The 17,631-nt window shown below is 63.5% G+C and carries 15 protein-coding genes; 3 read left to right on the forward strand and 12 right to left on the reverse strand.

Annotation, left to right across the window (positions count from 1 at the left end; translation table 11 throughout):
* Positions 1-28 precede the first annotated feature (28 nt).
* Positions 29-451, forward strand: a complete 423-nt coding sequence (locus CGZ66_RS02125) for a GNAT family N-acetyltransferase (RefSeq protein ID WP_095080979.1) — start codon at positions 29-31, stop codon at positions 449-451.
* Here CGZ66_RS02125 and CGZ66_RS02130 read toward each other — a convergent pair.
* The 9 genes from CGZ66_RS02130 to murA form a co-directional block, all read right to left on the reverse strand.
* A complete protein-coding gene (locus CGZ66_RS02130) occupies positions 448-1,563 on the reverse strand; it encodes an anhydro-N-acetylmuramic acid kinase (protein ID WP_095080982.1) in 1,116 nt (371 codons plus the stop codon). The two genes, CGZ66_RS02125 and CGZ66_RS02130, sit on opposite strands and share 4 nt — an antisense overlap.
* A 10-nt stretch (positions 1,564-1,573) precedes the next feature.
* Positions 1,574-2,581, reverse strand: a complete 1,008-nt coding sequence (locus CGZ66_RS02135) for a serine hydrolase domain-containing protein (protein WP_095080985.1) — start codon at positions 2,579-2,581, stop codon at positions 1,574-1,576.
* A gap of 229 nt (positions 2,582-2,810) precedes the next feature.
* Positions 2,811-4,559, reverse strand: a complete 1,749-nt coding sequence (locus tag CGZ66_RS02145; protein ID WP_095080993.1) for an ABC transporter ATP-binding protein — start codon at positions 4,557-4,559, stop codon at positions 2,811-2,813.
* A complete protein-coding gene (locus CGZ66_RS02150) occupies positions 4,556-5,395 on the reverse strand; it encodes an ABC transporter permease (RefSeq protein ID WP_095080996.1) in 840 nt (279 codons plus the stop codon). The genes CGZ66_RS02145 and CGZ66_RS02150 overlap by 4 nt, the downstream gene beginning before the upstream one ends.
* Entirely contained in the window at positions 5,395-6,354 is a 960-nt protein-coding gene (locus CGZ66_RS02155; protein WP_095080997.1) for an ABC transporter permease, read from the reverse strand. Before CGZ66_RS02155 ends, CGZ66_RS02150 begins: the two co-directional genes overlap by 1 nt.
* 31 nt (positions 6,355-6,385) lie before the next feature.
* Positions 6,386-7,906 carry an ABC transporter substrate-binding protein gene (locus tag CGZ66_RS02160; protein ID WP_095080998.1) on the reverse strand — a complete coding sequence of 507 codons (1,521 nt, stop codon included), beginning with the start codon at positions 7,904-7,906 and terminating at the stop codon, positions 6,386-6,388.
* A gap of 123 nt (positions 7,907-8,029) precedes the next feature.
* The gene (gene murQ / locus CGZ66_RS02165) at positions 8,030-8,953 is read right to left on the reverse strand and encodes an N-acetylmuramic acid 6-phosphate etherase (RefSeq protein WP_095081000.1); all 924 of its coding nucleotides are present in this window, start codon (positions 8,951-8,953) and stop codon (positions 8,030-8,032) included.
* Between the two features lie 180 nt (positions 8,954-9,133).
* Positions 9,134-10,015, reverse strand: coding sequence for a glucosamine kinase nucleotide-binding domain-containing protein (locus CGZ66_RS02170; RefSeq protein WP_095081001.1), 882 nt, complete (start codon positions 10,013-10,015; stop codon positions 9,134-9,136).
* Complete coding sequence (murA, locus tag CGZ66_RS02175) at positions 10,012-11,268, reverse strand: UDP-N-acetylglucosamine 1-carboxyvinyltransferase (protein WP_095081002.1); 1,257 nt, start codon at positions 11,266-11,268, stop codon at positions 10,012-10,014. The genes CGZ66_RS02170 and murA overlap by 4 nt, the downstream gene beginning before the upstream one ends.
* A gap of 128 nt (positions 11,269-11,396) precedes the next feature.
* On the opposite strand from murA, the gene CGZ66_RS02180 reads away from it, so the two are divergent.
* Entirely contained in the window at positions 11,397-12,257 is an 861-nt protein-coding gene (locus CGZ66_RS02180) for a MurR/RpiR family transcriptional regulator (RefSeq protein ID WP_095081008.1), read from the forward strand.
* Between the two features lie 304 nt (positions 12,258-12,561).
* Here the strand turns inward: CGZ66_RS02180 and CGZ66_RS02185 are convergent, their stop codons facing one another.
* Positions 12,562-13,917, reverse strand: a complete 1,356-nt coding sequence (locus CGZ66_RS02185) for a glutamine synthetase family protein (protein ID WP_095081011.1) — start codon at positions 13,915-13,917, stop codon at positions 12,562-12,564.
* A 342-nt stretch (positions 13,918-14,259) separates the two neighbouring features.
* Between CGZ66_RS02185 and CGZ66_RS02190 the strand changes: the two genes are divergently transcribed.
* A complete protein-coding gene (locus tag CGZ66_RS02190; RefSeq protein ID WP_095081012.1) occupies positions 14,260-15,072 on the forward strand; it encodes a class I SAM-dependent methyltransferase in 813 nt (270 codons plus the stop codon).
* 131 nt (positions 15,073-15,203) lie between these two features.
* On the opposite strand, the gene CGZ66_RS02195 is transcribed toward CGZ66_RS02190, so the two are convergent.
* Positions 15,204-15,902 (reverse strand): GntR family transcriptional regulator, encoded by a 699-nt coding sequence (locus CGZ66_RS02195; protein WP_095081134.1) that lies wholly within the window; start codon positions 15,900-15,902, stop codon positions 15,204-15,206.
* A gap of 430 nt (positions 15,903-16,332) precedes the next feature.
* On the reverse strand, positions 16,333-17,358 hold the full coding sequence (locus CGZ66_RS02200) for an IS110 family RNA-guided transposase (RefSeq protein ID WP_095081136.1): 1,026 nt from the start codon (positions 17,356-17,358) through the stop codon (positions 16,333-16,335).
* Between the last annotated feature and the right edge of the window lie 273 nt (positions 17,359-17,631).

Genomic DNA, 17,631 nt, shown 5'->3' on the forward strand with positions numbered 1-17,631 from the left:
GCATCGTGCCCCTTGTTCGGAAAAGGCCATGAAGACGACACTTGAAACGACGGCAAACCCCTCGCCTGAAGAACTCACCTTTCTCGCCGAACGGCTGACGGCGTTCAACGACGGCGATGTTGGTGCTTCCGAAAGAAAGGCCCTGGCCGTGTTCGTACGCGACGAAGACGGCACGGTTGTCGCCGGCATCTCGGGCTACACCGCATGGGGCTGGCTTTACGTACAGTGGCTGTGGGTCGATGAAAGGCTGCGCGGCCAGCAGATGGCCGGCAACATGCTGGATGCGGCCGAGCAGGAAGCGGTGGCGCGCGGCTGTCGGAATGCCTGGATCGACACCTTCAATCCGCACGCCGCCAAGGTCTATCAGCGCCAGGGCTATCAGCCCTTCGGAACACTTGCCGATTTCCCTGTCGGCCGCAGCCGCATCTTCCTGCGGAAGACGCTGGTTTAACCGGCCAGCCGTCCGCCGCGCATCGGCTGCGGTGCGCCGGTCGTGCTGGGGAAGCTGATCGGCAGGCCCCTCAGCACGCGAACCGCGAGGAAGGCAAAGCACTCCGCCTCCACCGCGTCGCCGCTCCAGCCAAGGCTTTCGGCCTGCACCACCTCGACGCCGGCGCGGCTGGCGAGCATCGCCATCATTGTCGGGTTGTGGCGGCCGCCGCCGCTGACCACAAGTTTTTTCGGGCGGCGCGGCAACAGGTCGAGCGCCTTGCCGACGGCGGCAGCGGTGAAGGCGGTCAAAAGGGCTGCGCCATCCTCAGCGTTCAGGCCGTCCGCCATGGCGGCGCCGAAGTCGAAACGGTCCAGCGATTTCGGGTAGGGCTTGGTCAGATAAGGGTGCTGCAGCAGCTTGGCAAGCCGTGCCTCATCCACTGTTCCCGCGCGACCAAGCGCGCCGTCGCGGTCCATGTCGCCGAGCCCCTTCGACTTGATGAAATCGTTGAGCGGCGCGTTGGCGGGGCCGGTGTCGAAGGCAACGACATTGTCGGCGCCATCCCACCAGGTGATGTTGGCGACGCCGCCGAGATTGAGCACAGCCACCTCGCCACTGGCGCCGGCGCTGCGCATCAAAGCGGTGTGATAGGCAGCGGCCAACGGCGCGCCTTGCCCGCCGGCGCGCATGTCGGCCGAGCGGAAATCATAGGCGACCTTGGTGCCCAACAGGGCGTGCATCAATTCGCCGTCGCCGAGCTGCCGGGTCTGGCCGAGCCTGCCCACCTGCGGCGCGCGATGCAGCACGGTCTGGCCGTGAAAGCCGACGACACCGATATCGGCCATCTTCATGCCGTAGCTTTCCGCGAGTTCCTTGACCGCCGCCGACTGGGCTCGCGTCAGGGCTTCTTCCGCCTTGCGAAAGATCGCCGGCTCCGGCCCGGTGAAATTCCAGGCTCTTGCCTCGCTCAGCGTCTCTTCCAGCAGCGAGCGGATCGATTGCGGATAGGGCATCAGCCGATAGGTGCCGAAATCGTCGATCCGCTCACCATCGGTCTTGATCAGCGCGACGTCGATGTTGCCGTCAAGCACGGTGCCGGTCATCAGGCCGACGGCCCAGATTGGTTCCATGGTCACTTCCCTAACAATCCTCGTTAACAAGATCGCCGACCGCCTGCCGAAGCGCGGCGATGCCGCTGTCGAAATGACGTGTCGGATGGATCCGGTTGGTGAGCAAGGTCCAGGCCTTGCCTCTGTCGAAGTCGATCCACAGTCCGGTGCCGGTAAAGCCGGTGTGGCCGATGGTTCCCGGGCTGCATAACGCCCCGCCGGACCATCCCTCATAGGGGCGCTCCCAGCCATGCGTGCGGGTTGCGGACAAGGGCGTGCGCATCAGTGCGATCGAATGCTCGGACGCACCCGTGCCGTCCAATAGCCCCTGCGCAAAATCGAGGACGGACGCGGCTGTTCCGAACAGGCCGGCATGTCCGGCCCCTTGCAGCGCCGAGCAATTGTCGTCGTGCACCTCGCCGGACAAAACGCGATGGCGCCAGGTGCAGTCTTCGGTCGCGGCTGACGCATCCGGCTCGGCGGAAAAAGCGAAGCCCGGACCGGGATCCATGTTCCAGATTGTTTTTCCCGAGAGCCGCTCCAACGCAAAGCCGAGCAGGATGAAGTTGATGTCGGAATAGACCGGGTCGCGGGCGCGCCATTCGCGCTGTAGGATGAAGGCGCGCAGCAGCTCGGGATCTCGCCCATACGTATAGATCGGCTCGACCGCCGGAAAAGGCGTCTGGTGGCCAAGACACTGGAGGAACGTCACCTTCCGCTCCCAGGCCTCTGCATCATACTGGCGAAGGTCCGGCAGAGCGGAGATCAGCGGCGCATCGAGATCGATGGCGTCGTCTTCCGCCAGCGCCAGGATGCGCGGTGTCGTAAAGATCACCTTGGTCAAGGACGCCAGGTCGAACCATGTTTGGTCGTGCATTGGCCGCAACTTCGGTACGAGTTGCGCGGAGCCGACCGACCTGACGACGCGTTCGCCATTTCTGTCGACAATGCCGAGCACGCCGCCAGGGATGCGCCTGGCGACCACCGCCGCTGCCAGCGGTTGGAATGCGCGATCGAAGAGCTGGGCGAGGGTGCTCAATACCGGCCTCCATCTGAAAGGCGGCGTTCCGTCCCACCCCCCTCTGCCCTGCCGGGCATCTCCCCCGCAAGGGGGGAGATTGGCAGTTCGTGCGCGCCGTCAGCCTTCAGACTTTGGAGATTGGCGAAGGCCGATGCGACATCCAATCTCCCCCCTTGCGGGGGAGATGTCCGGCAGGACAGAGGGGGGTGCTGTCCCGCCGAGTCAGGAAGTGCCTGCAGGACAGTAATCACACCTCCGCCCTCGCCATATGATCAGCCCCAAACTGCTCCCATCTCGCCGGCGCCGGCTCGTACCCCTGCGGGCGCACCAGCGAGGGGACCTGGCGCGTGTCGAGTTCGAAATGTTCGTGGCGCCGGTCGATGGTCGGAACGGCGGCGATGAGCTTCTTCGTATAGGAATGTTGCGGCTTCGACAGCACCGAGGTCGCGTCGCCGATCTCGACGATCTGGCCGGCATAGATGACGGCGATCCGGTGGGCGATCCGCTCGACGACGGCCATGTCGTGCGAGATGAACAGATAGGCCAGCCCGAACTCGCGCTGCAGGTCGACCAGCAACTCCAGCACCTTGGCCTGCACCGAAACATCGAGCGCCGACACCGCTTCATCGAGAACGACCACGGAAGGGTTGAGCATCAACGCGCGGGCGATGCACAGCCTTTGCCGCTGGCCGCCGGAGAATTCGTGGGGGTAGCGTTCAAGGCTGTTCTTCGGCAGGCCGACGCGCTCCAGCAGGGTTGCCATCCTGGCCTGCGTCTCGGCATTCACCCGGCCGCCGGTGGCGATCACCGGCTCGGCCAGGATGCTCTCGATGCTGAGCCTTGGATTGAGCGAGGCATAGGGGTTCTGGAACACCATCTGCACGGGCAGGGCGCTCTGCTCGGCCGAAGCCTTTCGGACGCCGACCGAGAAGCTGCCGCGTGTCGACCGCACCAGCCCCAGGACGGCGCGCGCGGTGGTCGATTTGCCCGAACCGCTCTCGCCGACAATGGCCAGCGTCTCGCCGGGCATCAGGTCGAAATCGACGCCATCGACGGCATGCACCGCGCCTGTGGCGCGGCTGAAGAAGCTGCTCTTGAGGGGAAATCGTACAACCAGGTTATCCACCTTCAAGGCCGGTTCCTTGGCTGCACCCGTGTCGCGCTGCCCGTCGGCGCGCGTCGCGCTGCCATTGGCGAAATGCGGCACGTCCTGCAGCAGGTGCTGCGTGTAGGGTTGCTGCGCATTGTCGAGGATCTGGTTCAACTCGCCTTGCTCCACGGCCTGCCCGTTCTGCATCACCATCACCCTGTCGGCGATGCCGGCGACCAGGCCGATGTCGTGGGTGATGAAGATCATCGACATGCCGGTTTCCCGCTTCAACTCGGCCAGCAGCGCCATGATCTGCGCCTGCACCGTGACGTCGAGCGCCGTCGTCGGCTCGTCGGCGATGAGCAGGCGCGGATTGCAGGCCAGCGCAATGGCGATCATCACCCGCTGCAGCATTCCCCCGGACAGCTGGTTTGGCGTGTATTTCAGAAGGCGTTCGGCATCGGGAATGCGCACGCGGTCGAGCGCATCCTTGGCCGCCGCCGTGGCTTGCCTGCCGGTCAGCTCACGGTGCAGCCGAAACGATTCCTCGATCTGCCTGCCGATGGTCAGCACCGGATTGAGCGAGGTCATCGGCTCCTGGAAGATCATGCCGATCTCGGCGCCGCGAATGCCGGTCAGTTGCGGTTCGGTAGCAGTTATCAGGTCGAAGACGCTGCTATCGGCCCGCTTCAGCTTCATCGCACCGCCAGTGATGCGGCCGCCGCCGAAATCGATGAGACGGTTGATCGACAAGGCGGTGACGGATTTGCCCGAGCCGCTTTCGCCGACAATGGCCAGAGTCTCGCCGTCGGCAAGGTCGAAACTGACGCCGCGCACCACCTCATTGGCTTGCGGATTGCGGCCGAAGCCGACACGCAGGTCCGATACGGACAGCAGCGGGATCATGCCGGCGCCCTGCGCATCTTCGGGTCGAGGATGTCGCGCAAGGCGTCGCCAAGCAGGTTGAAGCCGAGGATGCTGATCATGATCGCCAACCCGGGGAAGATCATCAGCCACGGCGCGGTCTCCATCAGATTGCGGCTGTCGCTCAGCATCAGGCCGAGCGACGCGGCGGGCGGCTGCGTGCCGAGCCCCAGAAAACTCAGGCCGGCTTCCGTCAGCAGCGCCCAGGCCAGCGCCAGCGTCACCTGGACGGTCAATGGCGCCACCAGGTTGAGCAGCAGATGGCGGGTCACGATGTAGCTCGAACTGCTGCCGAAGGTGCGCGCGGCGTCGACGAATTCGCGCGCCTTGAGCGACAAAGCGGGGCCGCGCACCACGCGGGTGAAGATCGGCGTGTAGACGATGCCGATGGCAACGACGCTGGTCCATGTGCCCGGCCCGGCAACCGTGACGATCAGCAGCGCCAGAAGGATTGCCGGGAAGGCCAGCAGCACATCCATGATCCGCATCAGGACGCCGTCCCAGCGGCGGCCGAGCCAGGCGGCGGCCAGCCCCAGCACGGTGCCGGCAAGGGTCGCGAAGGCTACCGAGAAGAAGGCGACCGTGAACGACTGCCCGACGCCCGCCATCAGCCGGCTGGCGACGTCGCGGCCGAACAGGTCGGTGCCCATCCAGTAGGCGCCGTTGGGCGCATGCAGCCGATCGACCCGGTATTGCGTGATCGGATTGTGCGGCGTCAGCCCCAGCATGCCGAGGATGGCGACCAACAGATAGACGCTGACGATGATGCCGCCGATGCGACCGCTGCCGTGGCTGAAGATGGCGCGCAGGATGCGCATCACGGCTCTCCCAACCGGATGCGCGGATCGAGCGCGACATAGGCGAGGTCGACCAGGAGATTGACGATCATGAAGTTGAAGGCGATGAACAGCACGGCGCCTTGCACCAGCGCATAGTCGCGCTGCTGGATCGCGTCCAGCACCATGCGTCCAAGGCCGGGCAGCGCGTAGATCTGCTCGACGATGACGGCGCCGCCGAGGAGATAGCCGAACTCGATGCCGCTGAGGGTGACGACGGGGATCAGCGCATTGGGCAGCGCATGCCGCCAGATGACGCTGCGCGCCGAGGCGCCCTTGCTGCGCGCGGTTCGCACATAGTCGTCGCTCAGCACGTCGAGCATGGCCGAACGCGATATGCGGGTGACCGAGGCTGCGAAGGCGAAACCGAGCGTGATGGCAGGCAGGATCAGCTGGCTGAGATTGCGCAAGGGATCCTGCCAGAGCGGCGCGAATTCGCCCATCGCCGGCAGCACGCCGAAGCCGGCCGACAGCGTGTAGATGATCAGCAGGCCAAGCACGAAGCTCGGTGTCGACTGGCCGATCATGGCGACGATGCGCACCCCGAGATCGGACAGTTTCTCATTGTGCGTGGCGGCAAAGATCCCGGCAGGCATGCCAACCGCGAGCGCGATGATCATCGACAGGATGGCCAGTTCAAGCGTCAGCGGGAAGCGCTCGACAATGACGTCGAGCACCGGCCTGCCATAGGTGACCGAGATGCCGAGATTGCCGTGCAGGATGCCGCCTATCCACCGCCAGTACTGGACGAACCAGGGCTGGTCGATGCCGAAATAGGCGGCGAGCGAGTCACGCTGCGCCGGCGTCAGCAGGCCCGCCTCGGTGCCCAGCATCGCCGTGATCGAATCGCCCGGCACCATCCGGATCGCAACGAAGACCAGGATGGACACGCCAAGCAGGACGAGAGGAAACGTCGCCAGTCGTCGCATCAGATAATTCACGCGAAGAAGTCCTCTCGTCCAAGGCCGCCGGCTACTGCTGGATGGTTACCTTGCTCAGGCTGAACAGCGTGCCCGTCGGCGTCGGTACGAACCCGGCGATGTTCTTCTGCTGCGCCGTATAGCTGTACGAGGTGTAGAGCCAGATCCACGGCGACATCTCGGCGAGGTGCTTCTCGAACTCGGCGAAGATCGCCTTGCGCGCCGCCGGGTCGGTCTCAGCGCGGCCCTTCTGCATCTGGCTGTCGAGCGTGTCGTCGATGTAGTTGGCCACCTTCTGCAAATTGCCTGCCTTGGTCCAGTAGCGGTTGTACATGGTGTAGGGGTCGGCACGGCCGCCGTTGAGCGCGATCGCCATGTCGAAGTCGCCCTTCAGCCAGGCGTCGACATAGACGTTGAGCTCCATCATCTTGATGTCGAGCTTGACGCCGATCTCTGCCAGCTGCGACTGGATGACCTGGGCTTCCGCCGCCGCCGTCGGCGGCTCGCCGGTAGCGCCGATCACGGTCGCCGAAAAGCCGTCGGCATAGCCGGCTTCGGACATCAGCTTCTTGGCCTTTTCGACGTCGCGCTTGTAGCAGAACAGCTGGCTCGGATCGGTCGCCAGAGCCGGGATCGTCAGCGGGCCGGTGACCTTGCCTTCGCCGAGCGAAGCGGTGTCGAGCACCTCCTGCCGGTCGATGGCGCAGGAGATGGCCTGGCGCACCTTGAGCTCGGTCATCGGCTTGCGTGAGGGATTGAGCTGCAGCACGTGATAGGCGAGCACCGGCACGCGGTTCAGCTGCAGGCTGGCTTCCTTCGGCACCAGCGTGGCGACAAGCGGGTCGTTGAGCAACGCGAAATCGATCTGCTTGGTGCGCATGGCGGCCAGGATCGCGGCTTCATCGGGAAGCACGCTGATTTCGATGCCGTCGACTCCGGTCGCGCCGCCGGCCCAATCCTTGTTGGCGCTCAGCACTTCCTTGGCATTGGGATCCCATTTGTCGAGCTTGAACGGTCCCGAGCCGACCGCCTTGGTGCCGATCGAGCCGGCCTTGATCTCGCTTGCCGGAACGATGGCCGCGTTGACGTCGCTCATCGCCGTCAGGATCGGCACGTCGGGCTGCGACAGATGAAACACCACGGTCGTCGCATCGGGCGTGTCGATGCTGGCGATCGACAGGAAGTTGGCGCGGGCGGCCGCGCCCGTCTTCTCGTCGAGGATGCGCTCGAACGATGCCTTGACGTCGGCCGAGGTCACCCCTGTGCCGTCCTGGAATTTCGCCTTGGAATCGAGCTTGAAGGTCAGCTCCTTGCCGTCCTTGGAGAATTCCCAGGAGGTGGCGATGGCGGGGATGATCTGCAGGCTGGCGTCGACCCGCACCAGCGGCTCATAGATCAGCTCCAGCAGCCGCAGCGACGAAAAGGCCGTCTGCTTGTGCGGATCAAGCCCGGTGGCGTCCTGCGACCAGGCCATCTGCAGCGTCGCTGCATTCGCCTGCGTTGAAACCGCAGCCACGCCGAGCATCGCGGCCAGCGTGATGCCCGACAGCAGCTTTCTTGTGAGGTGAACCATTCTCGTCTCCCATTATGATTGAACTCGATGCCTTGCAGTTTCTGCGGACCGCTTCCAAGACACACATGCTTTGGAGTATCGGCCCAGTCTATGCGGCTTCACGCCGTCTTGTCTCATGCGGCTTCATGCCGTCGTGTCGCCGATTGCCTTTCGCAGGAAGCCCCCGGCCTTGCCGAGGGCCACGCGCGCCTCCTCGACGCCCATGCCGGTGATCGTCACCAGGATCGCCAGCTTCACATCGTTGCCGGTCTGGGCGAGCGCTTGCTTGGCTTGCTGCGCCGCGCAACCGGTCGTCTGCATGACGATCCTGGTTGCCCTGGCGACTAGCTTCTTGTTGGACGGGTTAAGGTCGACCATCAGGTTCTGGTAGATCTTGCCGATGCGGATCATGCTGGCGGTGGTTAGCATGTTGAGCACCAGCTTCTGCGCAGTTCCCGATTTCAGCCGGGTCGAGCCTGTCAGCACTTCCGGCCCGACAACCGGCGAGATGGCAATGTCGGCGATGTCGGCAATGGTCGAGGCTGGATTGCAGGACAAGGCGACCGTCGTCGCGCCAACTTGCTTCGCATAGCTCAATCCGCCGATGACATAGGGCGTGCGCCCGCTGACGGCGATACCGACCACCACGTCGTCTGATGTGAGCCCGATCTCCAGCAGCGCCTTCGCGCCCATTTTCGGATCGTCCTCGGCGCCTTCCGTCGACCGCACCAGGGCGTCGGGACCGCCGGCGATCAGGCCGACGACCATGCCTTCGGGGACACCGAAGGTCGGCGGGCATTCCGAAGCATCGAGAACGCCGAGCCGGCCGCTGGTGCCGGCGCCCATGTAGATCAGTCGTGCGCCTTTCTGGAAGGCAAGCACGATGCGGTCCACCGCAGCGGCGATTTCCGGCACGACCTTTTCGACAGCCGCCGGGACGGCCTCGTCCTCGTCATTGATCTTGCGCAGCACATCGATGGTCGGCAGCAGGTCGATGTCCATCGTCCTTGGGTTGCGGCCCTCGGAAATCAGCCGGTCCAGCTCGGACATCAACCCTTGTTCGGTCATTCCAGTGCTTTCAAATCGTGCTGCGTGGCCGGCGCTGAGCAGAGCTCCCGACCGGCGCCAGCGCACACGGACGCTGTGTCCGTTTGCTGCTACCCTGTTTTCGTTTGTTAACTTTTTAGAATTTGATATTCGCAACGTCAACAGAAATATGGAATATATTATTCCTAGCGGGGCCGGGCGCTATCGCCCGCCGCAGGACCGTTTGGCGAGGATGATCGCACCCGAGACCGCATCGCCATCAGCGGGCTTCAGGCGGCGCCGGACATCGGGGGAGAGCCAGGGCTCGAGCGCACTGGACAGGCCGCCCAGCAAGGTGACGCGCGGCACGCCTTGTTCGAACAGCACCCTCACCAGCGTGTCGATCTGCTCGGCCGCGCTTTGCACGATGCGCCGCCCGGCCGGATCGCCCTGGTCGGCATGGCGCATCACCATCGGCGCCAGCGCCGCATAGTCGGTGGCGCTGGCGCGGTCCATCCAGGCGACGGCTTCCATCGGGTCGCCTTCGAAGCGCTGCATCACCTCCGCCAGCAGCGCCGTCCGCTCGTGCCGTCCGTCATGGGCGCGCAATGCCAGCTGCACGGCTTTCAGTCCAAGATCGGCGCCGCTGCCTTCGTCGGAGATCGGAAAGCCGTAGCCGCCGACACGCAGGTCGCGGCCGTCGACAAAGCCGAGGCCGATCGAGCCGGTGCCGGCAATGACGATGGCGCCGTCCTGGCCGGAATGCGCGCCAAGGCAAGCGCCGACGCCATCGCTGACGAAATCGATGCTGGCAAACGGATGCGCAATCGCCCGCAACGCCTCCAGCGCACCCTTGCGGCCGATGCCGGCAAGGCCGATGCCGGCGCGAATTCTGGCTGTCTCGGCTGGTCCGAAGCCTGTCTCTTCGATCGCCGCGCCAAAGGCTTTCGCAATGGAGGCCCAGGCCGCGTCGATGCCGAGCCGCGTGGTCGCCGGGCCCGACAGGCCCTGTCCCAGCACGTTTCCCTGGGCGTCCTCGATGCGGGCGCGGCACCCGGTCCCGCCGCCATCGACGCCGAGAAAACAATCCGCACCGCTGCTCATGCGCTCAGCCGCTCGATGTCGGCGCCGCACAGCCGCAGCTTGCGGTCCAGTTGCTCATAGCCGCGGTCGAGGTGATAGACGCGGTTGATGGTCGTCTCGCCCTCGCACACCAGCGCCGCCAGTACCAGGGACACGGAAGCGCGCAGGTCGGTGGCCATCACCGGTGCGCCATGCAGCTTGGCGCCACCACGCACCAGCGCCGTGGTGCCCTGCAGCTTGATGTTGGCGCCGAGCCGCATCAGTTCGGGAACATGCATGAAGCGGTTCTCGAAGATGGTTTCACGCAGCAGCGATGCTCCCTCGGCGCAACACATCAGCGCCATGAACTGCGCCTGGAGATCGGTTGGAAACCCCGGATAAGGTTCCGTCGTGACGTCGACAGCCTTCAACGGCCGGTCGCGTGACACGATGAGCCCGCGGTCGCCCGGCCAGACGCTGACGCCGGTTGCTTCCAGCAATTGCACCACCGAGGCCATATGCTCAAGCCGGGCATGGGTCAGTTCCAGCTGGCCACCGGTGATGGCCGCGGCGATGGCATAGGTGCCGGCCTCGATCCGGTCCGGGATGATGTCGTGCCTCGCGGCATGCCAACTCGTGTCGCCCGCGATCAGGATGCGGTGCGTGCCGGCACCCTCGATGCGCGCGCCCATCGCGTTGAGGCACGCGGCGAGGTCCGCCACTTCGGGCTCGCGTGCCGCGTTGATGATCTCGGTTTCGCCCTTTGCCGTGGCCGCCGCCATCATCGCGGTTTCCGTTGCCCCGACCGACGGTGAACTCAAGACGATGCGCGTCCCGGTCAGCCCGTTCGGCGCCGATGCGACGATGGAACCATTCTCGATGGCTATCCTGGCGCCGAGGGCCGCGAGTGCGGCAACATGCATGTCGACCGGCCGCGCGCCGATCGCGCAGCCGCCCGGCAGCGAAACCCGTGCATGGCCGAACCGGGCCAGCAGCGGCGCCAGGACAAGCACGGTCGCCCGCATCTTTCGCACCGTGTCGTAGGACGTCTCCTTGGAAACGGCGGCACTGGTGGCGATCGTCGCGGTATGCGCCGACCTCGTCACTTCGGCGCCGTGCAGCCGCACCACGCCGAGCATGTTTTCGACGTCAGTCACATCAGGCAGGTTGGTCAGTTCGAGCGGGTAGGGGCTGAGCAGGGCTGCCGCGATCTGCGGCAGGGCGGCGTTCTTGGCGCCGGATATGGTGACCGCGCCTTCCAGTCTCTGTCCGCCGACGATCCGCAATCTGTCCATGCGCCGAAACCTTGTGTGATCACGTTCGAGAATTAATTGTGCGTTCTTGGCTGTCAATCAGAATTGGAATATTTTATTCCTATGGCACGCTGTGCGGCTTGCCAACCTGAAAAGCGTAAGGGAATCTCGTGTCCGTTCTGAATAGGATCAATGCGAAGCTCGACGGCATGGCGCCTGGCGATCGTGAGATCGGCCGGTACATCGTCGACAATCCCGACCAGATGCTGCGTCTGTCGACGGCCGCACTTGCGGCCGAGATCGGTCGCAGCCAGTCGAGCGTCGTCAAGTTCAGCCAGAAACTCGGCTATGCCAGCTATCAGGAGCTCAAGCTCGCCGTCAGCGAGGCCAAGGCGCAGGAATGGCAGGTGCCGGCCGGCGTCATCCATGGCTCGATCGAGGTCGGCGACAGTTACCAGGTCATCCTGAAGAAGCTGGTCGGCAGCAAGCTTCTGTCGATACAGCGGACCGTCGCCGCCAACACCGAGCGGATCATCTCCAGGACGCTGGAATTGCTGGATGGCGCGCGCCGCATCCATCTGGTCGGGGTCGGCGCTTCTTCGCTGGTGGCGCGCGATTTCTCCTACAAGCTGATGAAGCTCGGCCGCAATGTCCTGCATGACAGCGACAGCCACGTCCAGATGGCCAATGCCTCGACGCTCGGGCCAGGCGATGTGCTGTTCGCGCTTTCCTATTCCGGCGCCAGCATCGAAACCTTGCGCATCGCCGAGCTGGCCCGCAAGCGCGGCACGATGGTAATCGCCGTCACCGGCGTCCACGACAATCCGCTGAGCCGGGTCTCCGACATCTGCCTTTACACCATCGCCGACGAGGAGCGTGCGCGCTCGTCCTCCATCACCGCGCGCGACGCACAGCTGGCGCTGACCGACCTTCTGTTCATCCTGCTGGTGCAGAGGCAGCCGGACGCCAACGAGTATGTCCACAACAGCGAAGCGGCGGTCTCGGTGCTGAAGGCCGAGCTGTCCTCGTAGCTAGTTTGGCCACCTCGCAAACGCGATAGCTGTCGCCACGGCAGCGACGGCAAGAACAGCGACGATTGTGAGGAGACGGAGGCGTTGCGCTGACCTCTCGCGACGACGTGGGGATGCTGGTGCATAGGCACTGTAAATGCGCCGGCCATCTTCCTCGAAGCGGTCGCTATTTGGATAGACCTTCCTGGGTTTCGGTCGCGGTCGAAGTATCCCCATCGGCTGCATAATAGGGACTTGTTTGGCCGGGTCTAGCCTTTAGCGGCTTGGCCGCCCATCATGCAGGATCACGTCCCGGTTGCCGAACCTAGACGCTTTCCAGATAGGTCTCGATCTCGAAGTCGCTGACATTGAGTGCGAACGTATTCAACTCCTGGCGTTTGCAGGCGACAAAGGAGTCGCGCAGGATCGCCGGAAATATCTCGGCCACATGTGTTCCGCTCTCAAAACTGGCGATCGCCGATGCCCAGTCCGGCGGCAGCTTGGCCGGCACAAGCCCTTGCCCGTCGCTCCCGGTCGGATCGCCAGGCGACATCTGTCTTTCAATGCCGATCAGTGCGGCGCCCAATATGGCGGCAAGCACGAGATAGGGATTGGCATCCGCTCCCGAAACGCGATGCTCGATGCGACGCGCGCCGGTCGGGCCGCCGGGAATGCGGATCGCGACCATGCGGTTCTCGTAGCCCCAGGCCACGGCGGTCGGCGCATAGGATCTCGGACGCAGCCGGCGGTATGAATTGAAGTGCGGGGCGAACACAAGCGTGCTCTCGGCCATCGCGGCGAGCAGGCCGCCCACCGCATGGCGCATGATCTCCGAACCCTGATCCGTGCCGTCGTCGAAAACGTTGCGCCCTTCGGCGTCGGTCAGGCTGAAGTGGACGTGAAAGCCGTTGCCAGCTCGGTCGCCATAGGGCTTGGCCATGAAACAGGCGGCAAAGCCGTGCTTGCGGGCGATGCCCTTCACCGTGCGCTTGAACAATACCGCATCGTCAGCCGCCCGCAGGGCGTCGGCGACGTGGTTCAGATTGATCTCGAACTGGCCGACGCCATTTTCGGCAATGGCCGTGTCGACGGGAATGCCTTGCGTTCGGCAGGCTTCGTAGACGTCGTGGATGAAGGATTCGAAGTCATCGATCTCGTCGATCGACAGCGCCGCATCGGAATCGAGCCGGCGCCCGGTGACCGGCGAGACGGGCCCGACCGGCCGCTGCGACTGCGGATCGACCAGGTAGAATTCGAGTTCCGTCGCCGCGACCGGGGTCAATCCCAATTCCTTGTAGCGATCAAGAATGCGGGCCAGCGCCCGCCGTGGATCACCAAGATACGGCGCGCCGGTTTCGTCGGCGAGCCAGAGCGGGACAAGCGCCGTCGGATGCGCCGTCCAGGCCACGGGGAGAATGCCGCGTCCTGTCCATTGGCAAAGCCCGTCGGCGTCGCCTGTCGAGAAAACCAGCGTGTTGCCTTCGATGTCTTCGCCCCAGATGTCGAGGCCGATCAGGGAGTAAGGCATGCGCAGCTTGCCTTCGAGCGCCTTGCGCGCCTGCTCGACCGGGATGCGCTTGCCGCGCATGACGCCGTTGAGGTCGCACACAGCCGCCCTCAGGCTCTGGATGTCGTTCCTGCTTTCAAGCCAGTTCAAAACGTCCGCAATTGCATCGCTCAATTTGTAACCTCTGGTTTTTGAAGGTGCCGCAGCCTGATCGGCTACACTGTCCCTGGTAAAAATAGCTCGTGAGTTTTCGAAAACGAAACCTGACCATTGCCAGGCGTTTTTCTTATTTTTTCAAGTCACTAGCCGGGATGTCGGGAGGCATTTCAAAACCAATTGCGCGATCTGCGATCGCAACATAGAGGCAAGAAGACGGAAAGCCAAGGGGGCATTTGAACTGCCGCGGTTCACCGCCGACATAGCCGAATATGCTGCTGGAGCCTCTCGGTCAAAAGCGACCAGGCCGACAATTATGTGCTAGTCTCGAGCGCTTTTGAATGATGGCGGGTGGCGGTGATGTCAGAAACGGACAAGGTGTTCGCGGGCTCGATTCCGGAAAACTACGACCGCTATATGGTGCCGTTGATTTTCGAGCCGTTCGCCGCGGATCTTGCACGACGAGCCGCGTCCCTGTCGCCAAGTGCCGTCTTGGAGATCGCCGCGGGCACCGGGGTCGTCACCCGCGCATTGGCGCCAAAACTGTCCACGAGCGCAAGCTATGTCGTCACCGACCTCAACCAGCCGATGCTCGACTACGCCGCTTCGCAACAGGGTCCCGACAGTCGCATCGAATGGCGCCAGGCGGACGCTTTGGCGCTACCGTTCGAAGATGCGGCCTTCGACCTCGTTTGTTGTCAGTTCGGCGCGATGTTCTTTCCCGATCGCACGTCTGGCTACCGCGAAGCAAAGCGGGTCCTGAAGCCCGGAGGTCATTTTCTATTCAACGTATGGGATCGCCTCGAGGAGAATGTATTTGCCAATGATGTGACGAATGCTCTCGCAAGGATGTTTCCGAACGATCCGCCGCGCTTTATGGCACGCACGCCACACGGCTACCACGATACGGCCCTGATCCGTAGCGAACTGGAGGACGCGGGTTTCTCCCGTGTGGTGATCGAGACGAGAGCCGAACAAAGTCGTGCATCCTCGCCGCGCCTTGCGGCCGTCGCTTATTGCCAGGGAACTCCTCTTCGCAACGAAATCGAGGCCAGGGGCGCGGGAGAACTGGAAGCTGCAACCGACAGCGCCGCCTCCGCGATTGCGGACAGACATGGCCGCGGCGAGATTGCCGCCAAAATTCAGGCCCATGTGATCATGGCCGTGGTCTAGCGCCCTAGAGCAATTCCAGGAAGAGTGTGAAACGGTTTTCCCGGGAAAAGCGCGTAGCGCTTTCCCTAAGGGAATTGCGTCAAAATAAAGGGATAGAGCGGTTCGGCGTTTCCGTGAAACGGTGAACCGCTCTAGGCTCTCGGCTCCGGAAACCGTGCCTGCTGGAGAATATGCGTGGCGCCCTCGTCGATGTCGCGAACGATGGCCGTGCGCGCGCGCTCCCCGTCCTGGGCCTCGATCGCCGCGACGACCTCCTCGTGATAGTCGATGTCGAGAATGGAGGCGAGATCGTCCTCGAACCCCATGGCCAGGTTCCTCAGAAAAGGGCCGACCTGCATCCAGACGGTTTCGATCAGGAAGATCATCTGCTCGTTGCCGCAATGGCGATAGATCGAGAATTTGAAGTCGTAGTTCTTCCGCAGATAGTCATCGATATCGCCCTTGCGGGCCGCCAAGGTCAGGTCGGTGGAGTGGCGTCGGATCGTCCGCAGGTTGTTGCCGTTGATGAGCTTTGTCGCAAATTCGGTCGCAGAGCCTTCGAGGATCGTCCGCACGGCGGTCAACTGCGAAAATCGCTCTGCCGAAATGACTGGCACTTCCACGCTGCCGTTCGGCATCGGGCTCAGCGCCCGCAGCGCCTGCAGCCGCATGAAGGCACTGCGCACCGGCATGTCGCTGGTGCCGAGTTCCTTGGCGAGCTTGCGCGAGGTCAGCTTCTGGCCGGGCAAGAACTGGCCGGACATCAAGGCTCTGACCAGCTCCAGATAGACCTTCTCATGCAAGGGGACGGTGTCGACGGCGGTCAACCCGAATTGTGTTTTGTCGGCCATTGGCGGGGGGCGGTACTTCATTCGTTCTGAAATTGACCCTGACGACATCAGCCGCAGATAGTCTTGGTTGGCCGAACGCGGCGAGAACGCCGAAGTCAGCGACTTCTCGGCCGGCATGATAGACGCACCGATCGCAGCGCCGCAAGCCGTGTCGGCACCGGGTAGTGGGTCAGTCGTCTAATCGCAGACCAAAATGCAAGCCCAAATTTGTATTCAGGTGTCGTTTGCCGGGAGCACGGTCGTCTTCGCGGTCGACATGAAGCCGCCGCATGATGGGCTTCGCGAGGGATGGAGCCTTCCAAGGTTTGAAACGCAATCGCGAGCGTTGTGACGCCAACGATGCAACTGACACAGCGGAATGGCTCGGCCCACGTCCTGGCAGGGACGTCTCGTTACGCCTCGGGTAGGCGCATTCGAACTTCCTTATGGATCAGGCCATGGCGGCTTCTTCCCGATTGAACAACTCACCGGATTTCAGCATCGCATGCATGATGACAGCGAGCTTGCGGGCGACAGCGACAGCTGCCCGCTTGAAGCCGATCTTGTCACGCAGCTTCAGCCCCCATGTGCGCAGACTGCTGTCAGCCCGGCTGCGCGTCAGGATCACGACTGCGGCCTCATAGAGAAGCCCTCTCAGATGAGGATCCCCACGCCGCGAGATATGACCATCATAATCGACTTCGCCGGATTGATAGCGTCGGGTTGTCAAGCCCAGCCACGCGCCGACAGCGCGCGATGTCTTGAAATTCGATGGATCCTCGATGGCACCGATGAATGAAGTCGCAGTGATGGTGCCGACGCCGGGGATCGACATCAATAGCTGGCATGCGTCATTGTGCCGGGCGTTGGCGACGAGCTGCTGTCCGAGTTCAGCAGCGCGGGCGCGCATGCTGAGCCAAGCTTCGAGAAGTGGCAGGACAATCCGGCCAAGCTCTTCCTGATCGGCCAGCAGGCGCCGGACGTCGGCTTCGAACTTGCCGCCCTTGCTTCGCGGAATGATCAGCCCGAACGTCTTCATGAGCCCGCGGATCTGGTTGGAGAGCTCGGTCGTGATCTTAACCAGCCGGCTCCGCGCGGCCACCAGCGTGCGGCTCAGCATGCTGTCATAGCCCTTCACCCGCACCTCGCGGTAGAAGCCGACCTCGGCCAGATGCGCCAAGCCGTCGGCATCGTTGGCGTCCGTTTTGTTCGGTGCCATGTCCAGCGCGGCCTTAGCATGCCGGGCGTCGATGCAGATCGCCGGAAGTCCTTCGGCGCTCAAGGCATGATAGAACCACACCGACAAGGGTCCGGTCTCGAACACCACCCGCTTGGCCGCTGGCGCCCGCTTGCGGAGAACGTCCGCGACCAAGCTCGGATCAGAGGGACATTTGCCGCGCCAGATCCTTTTGCCGCCACGCCGCACAGAAATCGCCGTCTCTTTCAACGACACGTCGAGACCGATATATTCGCTCATGGTTGTTCTCCGTTCGATGCTTGGGCCCGGCGTCCAGTCGTGAGCCCGCACTTCCATCCTATCGGGGAACAACCACCCGCTCTGCAATCATGTGACCGCTTCCGGCCTTAGGGCGACTCGCTCCCGCGATTACCCCATGTTTGAAATTTGAAAGACCCGACTGGACCATCACACACGCAGGAACTATACCGTCGCAATGGCATATTGGGTGAAGCGTATTGCGCTAAAGGATGGCGAAGTAGTCACGGAGCGTGAACTTCGCGAAGACGAAAA

The sequence above is a fragment of the Mesorhizobium sophorae genome (genome assembly GCF_002270415.1).
GTDB classification, from domain to species: Bacteria; Pseudomonadota; Alphaproteobacteria; order Rhizobiales; family Rhizobiaceae; genus Mesorhizobium; species Mesorhizobium sophorae.